The organism is Promicromonospora sp. Marseille-Q5078 (genome assembly GCF_050315395.1).
Taxonomy (GTDB): domain Bacteria; phylum Actinomycetota; class Actinomycetes; order Actinomycetales; family Cellulomonadaceae; genus Isoptericola.
Window position 1 is genome coordinate 1538361 of record NZ_JBNPQG010000001.1, and the last position, 13443, is coordinate 1551803.

9 protein-coding genes are annotated in these 13443 nt (G+C 75.1%); all 9 read left to right on the forward strand.

Features of this window, described 5'->3' with window-relative positions:
* Position 1: 1 nt before the first annotated feature.
* Complete coding sequence (locus ACQFYA_RS07100; RefSeq protein WP_499122525.1) at positions 2-217, forward strand: hypothetical protein; 216 nt, start codon at positions 2-4, stop codon at positions 215-217.
* Positions 214-3186 carry an ABC transporter permease gene (locus tag ACQFYA_RS07105; protein ID WP_499122526.1) on the forward strand — a complete coding sequence of 991 codons (2973 nt, stop codon included), beginning with the start codon at positions 214-216 and terminating at the stop codon, positions 3184-3186. The genes ACQFYA_RS07100 and ACQFYA_RS07105 overlap by 4 nt, the downstream gene beginning before the upstream one ends.
* On the forward strand, positions 3186-5924 hold the full coding sequence (locus ACQFYA_RS07110) for an FtsX-like permease family protein (protein ID WP_499127467.1): 2739 nt from the start codon (positions 3186-3188) through the stop codon (positions 5922-5924). The genes ACQFYA_RS07105 and ACQFYA_RS07110 overlap by 1 nt, the downstream gene beginning before the upstream one ends.
* A gap of 25 nt (positions 5925-5949) precedes the next feature.
* A complete protein-coding gene (locus tag ACQFYA_RS07115) occupies positions 5950-6897 on the forward strand; it encodes an ABC transporter ATP-binding protein (protein WP_499122528.1) in 948 nt (315 codons plus the stop codon).
* Positions 6894-7619: an ABC transporter ATP-binding protein gene (locus ACQFYA_RS07120; protein ID WP_499122529.1), complete on the forward strand. Its 726-nt coding sequence runs from the start codon at positions 6894-6896 to the stop codon at positions 7617-7619. Before ACQFYA_RS07115 ends, ACQFYA_RS07120 begins: the two co-directional genes overlap by 4 nt.
* 211 nt (positions 7620-7830) lie before the next feature.
* The gene (locus ACQFYA_RS07125) at positions 7831-9456 is read left to right on the forward strand and encodes a peptide ABC transporter substrate-binding protein (RefSeq protein WP_499122531.1); all 1626 of its coding nucleotides are present in this window, start codon (positions 7831-7833) and stop codon (positions 9454-9456) included.
* Between the two features lie 249 nt (positions 9457-9705).
* The gene (locus ACQFYA_RS07130; protein WP_499122533.1) at positions 9706-10632 is read left to right on the forward strand and encodes an ABC transporter permease; all 927 of its coding nucleotides are present in this window, start codon (positions 9706-9708) and stop codon (positions 10630-10632) included.
* Positions 10625-11602: an ABC transporter permease gene (locus ACQFYA_RS07135; protein WP_499122534.1), complete on the forward strand. Its 978-nt coding sequence runs from the start codon at positions 10625-10627 to the stop codon at positions 11600-11602. The genes ACQFYA_RS07130 and ACQFYA_RS07135 overlap by 8 nt, the downstream gene beginning before the upstream one ends.
* The gene (locus ACQFYA_RS07140; RefSeq protein WP_499122536.1) at positions 11599-13380 is read left to right on the forward strand and encodes a dipeptide ABC transporter ATP-binding protein; all 1782 of its coding nucleotides are present in this window, start codon (positions 11599-11601) and stop codon (positions 13378-13380) included. Before ACQFYA_RS07135 ends, ACQFYA_RS07140 begins: the two co-directional genes overlap by 4 nt.
* Positions 13381-13443: the final 63 nt, after the last annotated feature.

A 13443-nucleotide genomic window follows, 5' to 3' on the forward strand; every position in this document is an offset into this window, starting at 1 on the left:
CGTGGGCCTCGACGACGACCCGTTCGACCACCGGGTGACGAAGGACGGCCGGGTGCTCGTCAGCCGCGGAGGTCGCCTGGTCGTCACCGTCTCGGGGGCCCGCGCGGAGCGCCTGGCCGCGCTGCTCGGGCAGGACCCGGCGACCGACCAGGAGCTGCTGGCCCGCGCGACCGGGAACTACCGGCGCGGCAACGAGAAGCGCGGGCACCGGCCGTGACTCCGGCGCCCCCGGCCCGCCTGCTCGCGCGCCGCGCCACCGCGCACCGCGGGCTGCTGCTGCTCGTCGCTCTCCTGGTCGCCACGGTCTCCGCCGCCCTCGGCACCACGGTCGGCACCGTGCGCGCCGCCGAGGTGCGGATCGTCCACGACGGGCTGACGCGCGGCGGCGACGCCGGCGTCCTCGAGGTGACGACGCGCCTCGCCCCGGAGGCGGACGCCGCCGCGCAGGACGACGCGCTGCGCGGCGACGTCGGCGCGCTCTTCGCCGGGGCCCCGTACGACCTGGCCCGCGCGGAGGTGCCGGACGACGACTCGGACGACCCGTTCGTCCGGTGGACGCTCACGCCGGACGTCGCGGCGACGAGCACCGGCGACCTGCGGGTGCTCGCGACCGGGGCCGACGTGCTCCTGGAGACGGTGCTCGCCGACGACGCCGTCGCGGTGCGGGGGGCCACCGTGACGGGCGACCTGGGGGAGCGGGCGGCCGACGCCGCCGCCGCGATCGGCGCCGCGGCGGCGGTCGCCCTCGTCCCGATGCTGGTGCTCGTGCTGGCGGGGGTGGTCGCCGTCGCGCAGGTCGCCCGCCTGCTCGCCGCCACCCGGGAGGGCGAGGTGCGGCTGCTGGTCTCGCGCGGCGCGTCGCCCGCGCAGCTGACCGTCGCCGCGGCCGCGGAGGCGGGGGTGGTGATCGTGGGCGGCGCGGTCGTCGGGGCGGGCGCCGCGGCCGCGGCGCTCGCCGCCCGCGGCACGCCCGCCGGCCCGCTGACGACCACGCTGACGACCGCGCTGCTGCCCTCGGCGGCGGCGACGGCGGCCGTCGCGCTGCTCGTGCTGGTGGTGGTCGCGGGCGTGCAGGCCCGCGCCGCGGCCGCGCTGCGGCTCGCGGACTCCTCGGGCCGTGCACGGCAGGCCGCGGCGTGGGGCACGGTGGTGCTCCTCCTCGTCGCCGCGGCGGTGACGTCGTGGCTGCTGCGGCGCTACGGCTCGCCGCTCGTGCTCACGCCGGACGGCGGCCAGACCGACCCGGCGGCGGCCGCGGCTCCCGCGCTCGTCCTCGCGGCGGCGGCGGTCGTGGCGGTGGCGCTGCTCGGGCCGCTGTCCCGCGCCTGGGCGACGCTCGCCGCCCGGCGGCCGGGCACGGGGGTGCTCGCCGCGCGCCAGGTGGCACGACGGCTCACGGTCACCGCGGTCCCGGTGGTGCTCGTCGTGGTCGCCGCGGGAAGCGTCGTGCTCGCCGCCGCGTACGCGGGGACGGGCCAGCGGCTGCGGGACGGTGCCGCGACCGTGGCCGCGGGCAGCGACGTGCGCGTCGTCGCCGGCGACGACGGCCCCGGCCCGGTGGCGCGGTACGAGGCGCTGCGGGGCGCCGCCGACGCCGCGCCGGTGCGGGCGTCGGAGGGCGCGGTGGACGACGTGCCGGTGTCCGTGGCCGGCGTCCCCGCCGCGCGGATCGCGCCGGTGGCGCTCGGGCCGGCGGGCACCGACGTCGCGGCGATCGCCTCGGCGCTGCAGATCCCCGCCCCGGCCGCCGAGTCCCCCCGGCTCCCGGCGGGCACGGAGGGGCTCGACCTGCGCGTCTCCGGGCGGTACTTCGTGGTCGACGAGAGCGCCGACGACGCCGGACCGCTGGGCGCCCCGTCCTCCTGGGCGGCGCTGCGGGAGGCGGCCGCGTCGTCGTCGGCCGGGGCGGAGACGCTCCGTGCGCTCGAGGGCTCGACGGTGCGGCTCACGCTCTGGCTCGCCGACCCCGACGGCCAGCTGCTGGCCCTCGACGCCGGGACGCTGGACGTGGACCTCGACGGCGAGGGCGACGAGGCGCACCCGATCGGCCCGGGCGAGGGGACGGCCCGGCTCGCGGCGGACGTGCCCCCCGCCCCGGACGCCGCCGACGGCACGCCGGGGGAGTGGACGGTCGTCGCGCTCGACGCGGGGCTGCCGGGGCCGGGCGGCTACCTCACGTCGCTGCAGCTCTCGGTGGACGCGCTGACCGCCGTGACAGGGACCGGCGCGACCTCCGCCGTGGACGTCGACCGGGCGTCCTGGGAGCCCGCCGACGAGGCCCCCGAGGTCGCCGCCGCCTTCGCCGCCCGCCGGGGCACGGGGCTGAGCCTCGCCGCGCAGGCCGGGTCCGGCGGGACGCCCAGGCCGTTCCGCGTCGTCGCGGCGGGCGGGGCCGAGGCGGTGCCCGCCGTCCTCTCCCGCGAGCTGGCCGACCTCCTCGACGTGACGGAGGGCGAGCGGACGGAGCTCCCGCTGGACGGGGGCGACCGGCTGCACGTGCAGGTGGCGGACGTCGTCGACGTGGTCCCGGGCGCGCTCCACCCCGCCGCCGCGCTCGTCGGGCTCGCCGGGCTGCAGGCGGCGTCCCTGCGCCTCGACACGGCCGTCCCCGGTGCCGACGAGATGTGGGTCCGCGCGCTCCCGGGGGCCGGGGCGGCCGACCTCGACCGGCTGGCGTCGGCCGCCGGCGAGGCGGCCGGGGCCGACGGCACGCAGGTCACGACCGCGGGCGGCGGCGGCCGCTCGGACGCCGCCGGGCCCGTGCGGCAGGCCTTCACCGTCGCCGCCCTGTCCGCCGTGCTGCTCGCCCTCGTGGGCGTGGGCGCCGTGAGCGTCGCCACCGTGCGGGGTCGGCGCGGCGAGGTCGCGGTGCTGCGCGCCGTCGGGATGCCGCCGCGGGCGCAGGGCGGCGGGCGCGCCCTGGAGCTCGCCGTCGTCACCGGGGCCGCGCTCGTCGTGGGCGTCCTGGCCGGGGCGTGGCTGGCGGCCGCGACGGTGCCGGGCCTGGCGGCCGCGACGATCACGGGGTTCGCGGTCGTGCCGCGCGCCGTCACCGCGCTGGCGCCGTGGGCGGCCCTCGTACCCGGCCTCCTGCTGGTCGGCGGCCTGGCGGTCGTCGCGCTCGCCGTGCGGGCCGGCGTCGCCGCGCAGGCCCGCGAGGGCTCGTACCGTGAGGAGGTCCGGTGATGCTGTGGCTGCTGCTGCGCCGCCACCTGCGCACCGCGTGGGGCACCGCGCTCGTCCTGGGGCTGGTGACCGTGCTCGCGGCCGGGGCGGCGACCGCCGCCGCGCGGGCGATCGGCGAGATGCGCTCGACGCAGGTCACGTACGCCACCGAGCAGCTGTCGCCGCTGCGCCGGGACGTCGTCTCCCGCGCCGGCGCCGTGCCCGGCGGCCAGGCGTCGGTCGGCGGCGTCCCGGTGATCGAGCCCGACGCGCGGACCGAGGTCCCGCCGGAGCCGGCCTGGGACGAGTTCCTCGACGGCATGGCACAGGTGCGCGACGGCCTGCCGCAGCCGCTGCGCGGCGTGCTCGGCGAGCCGTCGTTCAGCGTGTCCTCCCGGGTCATGACGACGGAGCAGGTGCCGGGCTCGGGCGTCCAGGTGCCGCAGGTCGTGCTGCGCGCGTCGCCGCGGCTCGCCGAGGACGTGCGCCTCGTCGAGGGGGAGTGGCCCACGGCCACCCCGGTGCGCTCCGGCTACTCCGGCCCGGAGGGCGACGAACCCGTCCAGGTGGTCGTGTCCCGGGCCGCCGCCGACACGCTCGGGTGGACGCTGGGCGGCACCTACGCCGTCGACGAGTGGAGGTTCCCCCCGCTGCGCGTGGTCGGGCTCACCGAGGCCACCGACCCCGGCGCCGAGACCTGGCACCACCAGCCCTTCGGCCGCGCGGCGCAGCTGGAGACCACCCCGAACGGCGCCACCGTCGCGACCGCCGCCGTGTACGTCGACCCCGCGATGATCGGCGCGCTCGCGTTCCGGGGCGCCCAGACGGTCCTGTGGTACCCCGTGTCGGTGGAGGGCATCCGGTCCGACGACGTCGCGACCCTGGCCGCGCAGGTGCGCGGCCTGACGCACGACACGCTCGAGGTCGTGCCGGGCGACCCCGCGGTGCTCCAGGCGCGCACCTCCCTCTCGGAGGTGCTCGACCGGCTGCTGCGCGAGCGGGTGACGACCGACGCCGTCCTCGCGGTGCTCGTCGTCGGCCCGCTGGGGGCGCTCGGCGCCGTCACGGTGCTGGCCGCGCGGCTGGTCGTCGAGCGGCGCCGCTCGGCGCTCGCGGTGCTGCTCGCGCGGGGCGCGACCGGGGCGTGGCTGCGGCTGCTCACCGCGGCGGAGGGCTTCGTGGTGAGCGTGCCGGCGGCCGTCGTCGGGGTCCTGCTCGGCCTGCTGGCGTGGCCGGGCGCCGTGACGGGCACCCAGGTGCTGCTCGCCGCCGCGGCGGCCCTCGCGCCCGCCGTCGCGGCCGCCGCCGTGACGGTGCCGCGCTCGCTGCGCACGGAGCGCCGCGACCTCACGACGGGCGCCGGGGGCCGGTGGCGCCGGACGGCGGAGCTGTCGGTCGTCGGTCTCGCGGCCCTCGCGGTCGCGCTCCTCGCGCGCCGGGGCGTGGTCGCCGGCACCGGCACCGGCGGCGTCGACCCGCTGCTGGCCGCGACCCCGCTGCTCGTCGCCGCGGCCGCGGCGCTCGTCGCGGTCCGGGTGATCCCGCTGGTCGCGCGCGGGCTCGAGCGGCTGCTGTCCCGCCGCCGCGACCTCGTGCCGTTCCTGGGTGCCGCGCGGGCCACCCGGGCGCCGGCAGGCGGGGTCGTGCCCGCGCTCGCCCTGGTGCTCGCGGTCTCCGTCGGGGCGTCGTCGGCGGTGGTGCTGTCCACGGTCGACGCGGGCGTCGACCGGCAGGCCCGGGTGCAGCTCGGCGCCGACCTGCGCGTCTCCGGTCCCGCGCTGGACGCGGACGCCGTGGAGGCGGCGCGGGGCGTGGCCGGCGTCGCCGAGGTGGCGAGGGTGGCGCTGCTGCCCGAGGTGGGTCGGCTGACCTGGCCCGACGGGCGCAGCCGCACCGTGCAGGTGCAGGCCGTCGACGCGGCCGCGCTGGGCCGCGTGCAGGCGGGCGTCCCGGACGCCCCGCACGGCGTCGCGGCGCTCGCCCGGTCCGGCCAGGACGGCGCGCTGCCGCTCCTGGCGCTGACCGTGCCGGACGTCGCGGCGGGGACCGAGGGTCTCGTGCTGGACCTCCGGGACGAGCGGGCGGACGTGACGGTGCCGGCTGCGGCGGCGCAGGTGCCGGGCGTGAGCGACGCGCCGTCGACCGTGCTCCTGGACACCGGCGTCCTCGCCGGGGCGCTCGACATGACGACGGAGGCGCGCACCGCCCTGGTCGCGCTGGACGAAGGCGCGGACCCGGACCGGGTCGCGGCGGCCCTGCGGGAGGCGCTGCCGGGCGCCACGGTGGACGACCGGCGGACGGTCACGAGCGCGCTGCTCGACGCGCCCGCGTCGCGCGGGATCGCCACGGCCGCGGCGGTGTCCGTCGCGCTGGCGGGGGTGCTGGTGGCGCTGACGGTCGCGCTGACCCTCGTCCTGGCCGCCCCGGACCGCGAGCGCCTGCTCCTGGTCCTGCGCTCGATGGGGCTGCGACGGCGCGAGTCGCGCGGGCTGGTGGCCTGGGAGGTGGCGCCGTGGGCCCTGGGCGCGCTGGTGGTGGGCGCGCTGGTCGGCGCGGGCGTGCCCGCGCTGCTGCGTGCCGGCGTGGACCTGACGTCGCTGACCGGCGGCGGCCCGCAGCCCGCCCTGACGGTGGACCCGCTGCTGGTGGTGGCGGGCGTGGCCGGGTTCGTCGTGACGGTGGCCGCCGGCGCGGGCCTGGCCGCCGTCGCCGGCCGACGGGGCGCCACCACGGAGCGGTGGCGGGAGCAGGCGGAATGAGGACGGACGACAGGGTGGTGAGGACATGGTGGTGACCCAGGAGGAGGCCCCGCGGCCGACGGCCGGCGCCTCCGGGCGGGAGGGCGAGGAGATCCGCTGCCGCGGGCTGGTGCGCATCTTCGCGACCGACGGGATCGAGGTGCAGGCGCTGCAGGGGCTGGACCTCACGGTGGCGCGCGGGGAGCTGGTGGCCGTCGTCGGCGCGTCCGGATCGGGCAAGTCGACGCTGCTGAACATCCTGTCCGGCATGGACCTGCCCACGGCGGGGGCGGCCCGGGTGGCGGGCACCGACCTGCTGGCGATGACGCGCCGCGACCGCGTGGCGTACCAGCGTTCCACCGTCGGGTTCGTCTGGCAGCAGACCGGGCGCAACCTGCTGCCCTACCTCACGGCGGCCGAGAACGTCCGGGTGCCGCTCGAGATCTCGCGTGCGGGCACGCGGGCGCAGCGCGCGGCGCGCGTGACGGAGCTGCTCGAGATGCTCGACGTGGGGCACGTCGCCGACCGGGTCCCCGGCCGGATGTCCGGGGGCCAGCAGCAGCGGGTCGCGATCGCGGTGGCCGTGGCCGGCTCGCCCCGCGTGCTGCTGGCGGACGAGCCCACCGGCGAGCTCGACGAGGCGACGAGCGTCGAGGTGCTCGAGTCGCTGCGCGCGGTGAACGCCGCGACCGGGGTGACGACGCTCATCGTCACGCACGACCCGGCCGTCTCGGAGCACGTCGCGCGGACGGTGCAGATCCGGGACGGCCGGACCTCCACGGAGGTGCTGCGGCGCACGGAGGTGGACGAGCACGGCGCGCAGCGGCACGTCGCGGAGGAGTTCGCCGTGCTGGACCGGGTGGGTCGCCTCCAGCTCCCGCAGGACTTCGTGAGCGCGCTGGATCTGCGCGACCGCGTGCGGCTCGCGCTGGAGGAGGACCACGTCGAGGTCCGGCCGGACGGGCGCCGGGACCGGGCGGGGGAGGGACGATGAGCGCCACGACGACGGCGGTGCTGCGCGCGACGGGCCTGTCGCGGGTCTACGGCAGCGGCGCGGGGGAGGTGCGCGCGCTCGAGGACGTGTCGGTCGAGGTGGGCGCGGGCGAGCTCGTCGTGGTGGTGGGCCCGTCGGGGTCCGGGAAGTCGACGCTGCTGCACCTGCTCGGCGGCCTCGACCGGCCGACGTCGGGCACGGTGCACCTCGGGGCCGACCCCGCGGCGGACGGCGGGCCGGCCGCGGTGGAGCGCGAGCTCGGCGGGCTCCGGGAGGACGAGCTGCACGCGGTGCGCCGCCGGGAGATCGGCTTCGTGTTCCAGTCGTTCGGCCTGGTGCCCGTGCTGTCCGCGGCGGAGAACGTCGAGGTGCCCCTGCGGCTGGCGCGCGTGCCCGCCGGCGAGCGCGCCGGCCGGGTCGCGGAGGCCCTCGACGCGGTGGGGCTGGCGGAGCACGCCGAGCAGCGGCCGTACGAGCTCTCGGGCGGGCAGCAGCAGCGGGTGGGCGTCGCCCGTGCCCTGGTGGCGCGGCCGCGCGTGCTGCTGGCGGACGAGCCGACCGGCCAGCTCGACTCCGGCACGGCGGCGCGCGTGATGGTGCTGCTGCGCGACCTCGTGCACACTCGCGGGGTGGCCGCCGTCGTCGCGACCCACGACCCGGACCTGGTGGACATGGCGGACCGCGTGCTCGTGGTCCGCGACGGGCGGCTGGTGACGGTCTGACGGTGCCGGGGACCGGTCACCGTTCGGATCCCGGAGGTTGCGGTCAGATACCGGATTGGTCACGGTTCCGGGCGCAAACCGGACCAAGGGTATGACCGGGGGCGATCACGTGACTAGGCTCACCCGCGCACAGTGCAGTGCGCGGGCACACGCGCCTGCACCTCACCGAGGGGTGACCCCCGCCGGTGAGCGACCCAACTCAGGAGGACACGTGACACCTCGACGACGACTTGCAGGCATCGGGGCCTTCACCCTCGCCTCGGCCCTGCTGCTGTCTGCGTGCGGTGGCGGTTCCGGGGACGACAACACCGGCGCCACGGGCGACGGCGGCTCGACGACCGGCATCGTGACCGTCAGCAACGGCGAGCCGCAGAACCCGCTCATCCCCACCATGACCAACGAGACCTACGGGTCCAAGGTCATCAACAACCTCTTCGCCGGCCTCGTGTACTACGACGCCGACGGCGCCGTGCACAACGAGATGGCCGAGTCCATCGACACGGACGACCAGCAGACCTACACGATCACGATCAAGGACGGCTGGAAGTTCACCGACGGCACCCCCGTCACGGCCGAGAGCTTCGTGAAGGCCTGGAACTACGGCGCCCAGCTGTCGAACGCCCAGAACCTGTCGTACTTCTTCGAGCCCATCGAGGGCTTCTCGTACGACAAGGACTCGGAGCTCACCGGCCTCAAGGTCGTCTCCGACACCGAGTTCACGGTGAAGCTGACGCAGCCGGAGTCCGACTTCCAGACCCGCCTCGGCTACGCCGCGTTCATGCCGCTGCCCGAGTCGTTCTTCGACGACCCGGAGGCCTTCGGCGAGACGCCGGTCGGCAACGGCCCGTACCAGCTGGACACGTGGGAGCACAACCAGCAGATCTCCCTGCGCCCCAACGCGGACTACCAGGGTGAGCGCAAGGTGCAGAACGGCGGCATCGACCTGCTCGCCTACACCGAGGAGGACACGGCGTACAACGACCTCCTCTCGGGCAACCTGGACATCGTCACCAACGTCCCGTCGTCGGCCTTCGCCACGTTCGAGGACGACCTGGGCGACCGCGCGGTCAACCAGGCGTCGGCCGTCATCCAGGTCGTCAACGTGCCGGAGTACCTGCCGGAGTACAGCGGCGAGGCCGGTCACCTGCGTCGCAAGGCCATCTCGATGGCCATCGACCGCGACCAGATCACCAAGACGATCTACAACGGCTCCCGGACGCCGGCGACCGACTTCACCTCGCCGGTCATCGACGGCTGGTCGGACGACATCCCGGGCAACGAGGTCCTGTCCTACAACCCGGACGAGGCCAAGAAGCTCTGGGCCCAGGCCGAGGACATCAAGGCGTGGGGCGACAAGCCCATCACGATCGCCTCGAACGCCGACTCCGACCACCAGACCTGGGTGGACGCGGTCTGCAACAACGTCCGCAGCGTGCTCGGCGTCGACTGCGAGTTCGCGCCGTTCCCCACGTTCGACGAGTTCCTCGACGCGCGTGACAAGGAGACCCTCAAGGGCCTCTTCCGTGGCGGCTGGCAGGCCGACTACCCGGCCATGAGCAACTTCCTCGGGCCGATCTACGGCACGGGCGCTGGCTCGAACGACGGCGGCTACTCGAGCAAGGCCTTCGACGCCAAGCTCAAGGAGGCCAACGGGGCCGACACGCCGGAGAAGGCGATCGAGCTCTACAAGGAGGCCCAGACGATCCTCTTCGAGGACATGCCGGGCATCCCGCTCTGGTACCAGAACGTCACCGCCGGCTACGGCGAGGACGTCGACAACGTGGTGTTCGGCTGGGACAGCGACCCGCTGCTGTACCAGGTCACCAAGTCTGAGTGATCCTCGGGCAGTCCTGGTCGACCGGCCCGGGGAGGGCGGGGCTCACGCCCGATCCGTCCACCCTGGGCCGGTCGTCCGATTCGGAGGCTGCTGACCGCGTCCTGTAGCGTCGCGGTCGGCCACCCGACTGTGAGGGGGGCGGGGCGTGCCGACGACGCACGCTCCGCCCCCGCCCCTGTCCGGGCAACGACGGCCGGACAACGACCCGTAGCCCGGGGTACCCCCCGGAGCGAACGAGGAGAAAAACGCATGCTCTGGTATCTCGGACGCAGGCTCCTTCAGGTGATCCCTGTGTTCCTGGGGGCGACCCTCCTGCTCTATGCGCTGGTGTTCCTGCGGCCCGGTGACCCCGTGGCCGGCCTGGGCGGGGAGCGCGGGCTCCCCGAGGCCGTGCAGGAACAGATCCGTCAGCAGTACAACCTGGACGAGCCCTTCATTGTCCAGTACCTGCTCTTCCTCAAGGGCGTCTTCACGCTCGACTTCGGCGTCGACTTCCGCGGCCGCGACATCATGGACGTGATCGCGCAGGCGCTGCCCGTCACCTTCCAGCTCGCGGTCATGGCGCTCGTCATCGAGGCCGTCTTCGGCATCGGCTTCGGCCTCATCGCCGGGATGCGCAAGGGCGGGATCTTCGACGGCACCGTGCTGGTGATCAGCCTTCTGGTCATCTCGGTGCCGACGTTCGTCATCGGCTTCGTGCTGCAGTTCGTCATGGGCGTCAAGCTCGGCTGGTTCCCCGTGACGGTCGGACGAGATCCGAACTTCTACAGCCTGTTGCTCCCCGCGATCGTGCTCGCCGCGACGTCGTTCGCCTACGTGCTACGGCTGACGCGCACGTCGGTCGCGGAGAACCTGAGCGCCGACTACGTGCGCACCGCCCGGGCCAAGGGCCTGCGGCGCACGCAGGTCACCGGCCGCCACGTGCTGCGCAACTCGCTGATCCCCGTCGTCACGTTCCTCGGCGCCGACCTGGGCAACCTCATGGGTGGCGCGATCGTGACGGAGGGCATCTTCAACATCCAAGGCGTCGGGGGGACGCTCTACCAGTCGATCATCCGTGGCGAGAACATCACCGTGGTCTCGCTCACGACCGTGCTGGTCATCGTCTACATCCTGGCGAACCTGCTCGTCGACCTCCTCTACGCCGCCCTCGACCCGAGGATCCGCTATGCCTGAGAACCGTTTCGAGACCGTGCCCGGCGGGCGCCGACCGCGCCCGGGGCAGGAGCACTTCGCCGCGGACGTCGACGAGGGCGGCCTCGGTGCCGTCGACGCGGTCAAGTCCGACGCCGCGCCGTCGAGCCTGTGGCGCGACGCGTGGCGCGAGATGCGCCGCCGCCCGATGTTCTGGGTCGCGGCCGCGATCATCCTGCTGGTGGTGACGGTCTCCGCCTTCCCCGGCTGGTTCACGGACATCCACCCGCGCTTCGAGTGCGAGCTGCCCAAGTCGCTCGCCGGGCCCGAGCCGGGGCACCCGTTCGGCTTCGACCGGCAGGGCTGTGACATCTACGCCCGCACCATCTACGGCGCGCGCGCGTCCGTCCTGGTGGGTGTCATGTCGACGGTGATGGTCGTCATCTTCGGGACGCTCATGGGCGCGATCGCCGGCTACTACGGCGGCTGGTCCGACGTGATCCTGTCGCGCATCACGGACATCTTCTTCGCCATCCCGCTGGTGCTCGCCGCCATCGTGATCATGTCGATCACCGTCAACCGCACGAGCTTCACCGTGGCCCTGGTGCTCGCGGCGTTCGGCTGGACCTCCATCGCCCGCATCACGCGCGGCACCGTGCTGTCCGTGAAGAACAACGAGTTCGTCACCGCGGCCCGCTCGCTCGGCATGGGGCGCGGCCAGATCCTGATGAAGCACGTGCTGCCCAACTCGGCCGCGCCGATCATCGTGTACGCCACGGTGGCGCTGGGCACGTTCATCGTCGCCGAGGCCACGCTGAGCTTCCTCGGCATCGGCCTGCCGCCGAGCACGGTCTCGTGGGGCGGTGACATCGCGCAGGCGCAGGCGTCCATCCGCCAGGCCCCCGAGATCCTCTTCTACCCGGCCGGCGGCCTGGCCCTCACGGTGCTCGGCTTCCTCATGATGGGCGACGTCGTGCGCGACGCCCTCGACCCGAAGGCACGGAAGCGATGACGACACAGTTCCCAGTGACGAACGGCAACCTGCCCGAGGGCGGGAACGACGGGACGACCTACGAGGCCGGGACCGACAAGCCGCTGCTCGCGATCCGCGACCTCGAGGTCTCCTTCACGACCGGCGAGGGCGTCGTGCACGCGGTGCGCGGCGCCGACATCACGGTGTACCCGGGCCAGTCGGTCGCGATCGTCGGCGAGTCCGGCTCCGGCAAGTCGACCACGGCGCACGCCGTGATCGACCTGCTGCCGGGCACCGGCAAGGTCACGGGCGGCAGCATCATGTTCGACGGCCGCGAGCTCGTCGGGCTGCCCCGCGCGGAGATCGAGGCGATGCGCGGCAAGGACATCGGCCTCGTCCCGCAGGACCCGATGTCCAACCTCAACCCGGTGTGGCGCATCGGCGCCCAGATCGAGGAGGCCCTCAAGGCCAACGGCTTCGAGGGCGGCAAGCGCGAGCGCAAGGACCGCGTCACGGGCCTGCTCCAGGAGGCGGGCCTGCCCGACGCCGAGCGCCGGGCACGCCAGTTCCCGCACGAGTTCTCGGGCGGCATGCGGCAGCGGTCGCTCATCGCGATCGGCCTCGCCTCGCGGCCGAAGCTCCTCATCGCGGACGAGCCCACCTCGGCCCTCGACGTGACCGTGCAGCGCCAGATCCTCGACCACCTCGAGGTGCTGACGCAGGAGCTCGGCACGGCCGTCCTGTTCATCACCCACGACCTGGGCCTGGCCGCCGAGCGCGCCGAGCACCTCGTCGTGATGTTCAAGGGCCGCGTCGTGGAGTCGGGCCCGGCCCGGCAGATCCTCGCGAACCCGCAGCACCCGTACACCCGTCGCCTCGTCGCCTCGGCGCCGTCGCTCGCGTCCCGCCGCATCCAGGTGGCGCACGAGCACGGCGCGGAGTCCGACGAGCTGCTGGCGCCCGACCTGGACGCGACGCGGCCCCGCGCCGGCGCCGCGGACAAGGCGCCGGGCGACATCGTGGTGGCGCGCAACCTCACCAAGGTGTTCAGCATCCGCGGCGGCCGGCCGGGGGCGTCGACGGAGTTCAAGGCCGTCGACGACGTGAGCTTCGCGCTCAAGCGCGGGCACACGCTCGCGATCGTGGGCGAGTCGGGCTCCGGCAAGTCCACGGCGGCCAACATGGTGCTGGGCCTGCTCGACGCCACCTCCGGCGTCGTCGAGTTCGACGGCACGGACATCGCGAAGCTCTCCACCAAGGAGGCGTTCGCGTTCCGACGGCGCATCCAGCCGGTGTTCCAGAACCCGTACGGCTCGCTCGACCCGACCTACTCGATCTACCGGTCGATCGAGGAGCCGCTGGCGCTCCACAAGGTCGGCGGCCGGAAGGCGCGCGAGAAGCGGGTGCGCGAGCTCCTCGACATGGTGTCGCTGCCCCAGTCGGCGATGCGTCGCTTCCCGAACGAGCTCTCCGGCGGCCAGCGCCAGCGCATCGCCATCGCGCGGGCGCTCGCGCTCCAGCCCGAGGTGATCGTGCTCGACGAGGCCGTCTCGGCCCTCGACGTGCTCGTCCAGGCGCAGATCCTCGAGCTCCTCGGGAACCTGCAGGACGAGCTCGGGCTGTCGTACCTGTTCATCACGCACGACCTCGCGGTGGTCCGCCAGATCGCCGACCAGGTCGTCGTGATGCAGAACGGCAAGGTGGTCGAGCAGGCCACCACCGACGAGGTGTTCGACCGCCCGCGCGAGCAGTACACGCGCGACCTGCTGGCCGCCATCCCGGGCGCCGGCCTGGAGGACGCCGCGATCGCGGGCTGACCTCCCGGGTCCCACGACGAGGGCCGGCGGACGACACGCGTCGTCCGTCGGCCCTCGTCGTGC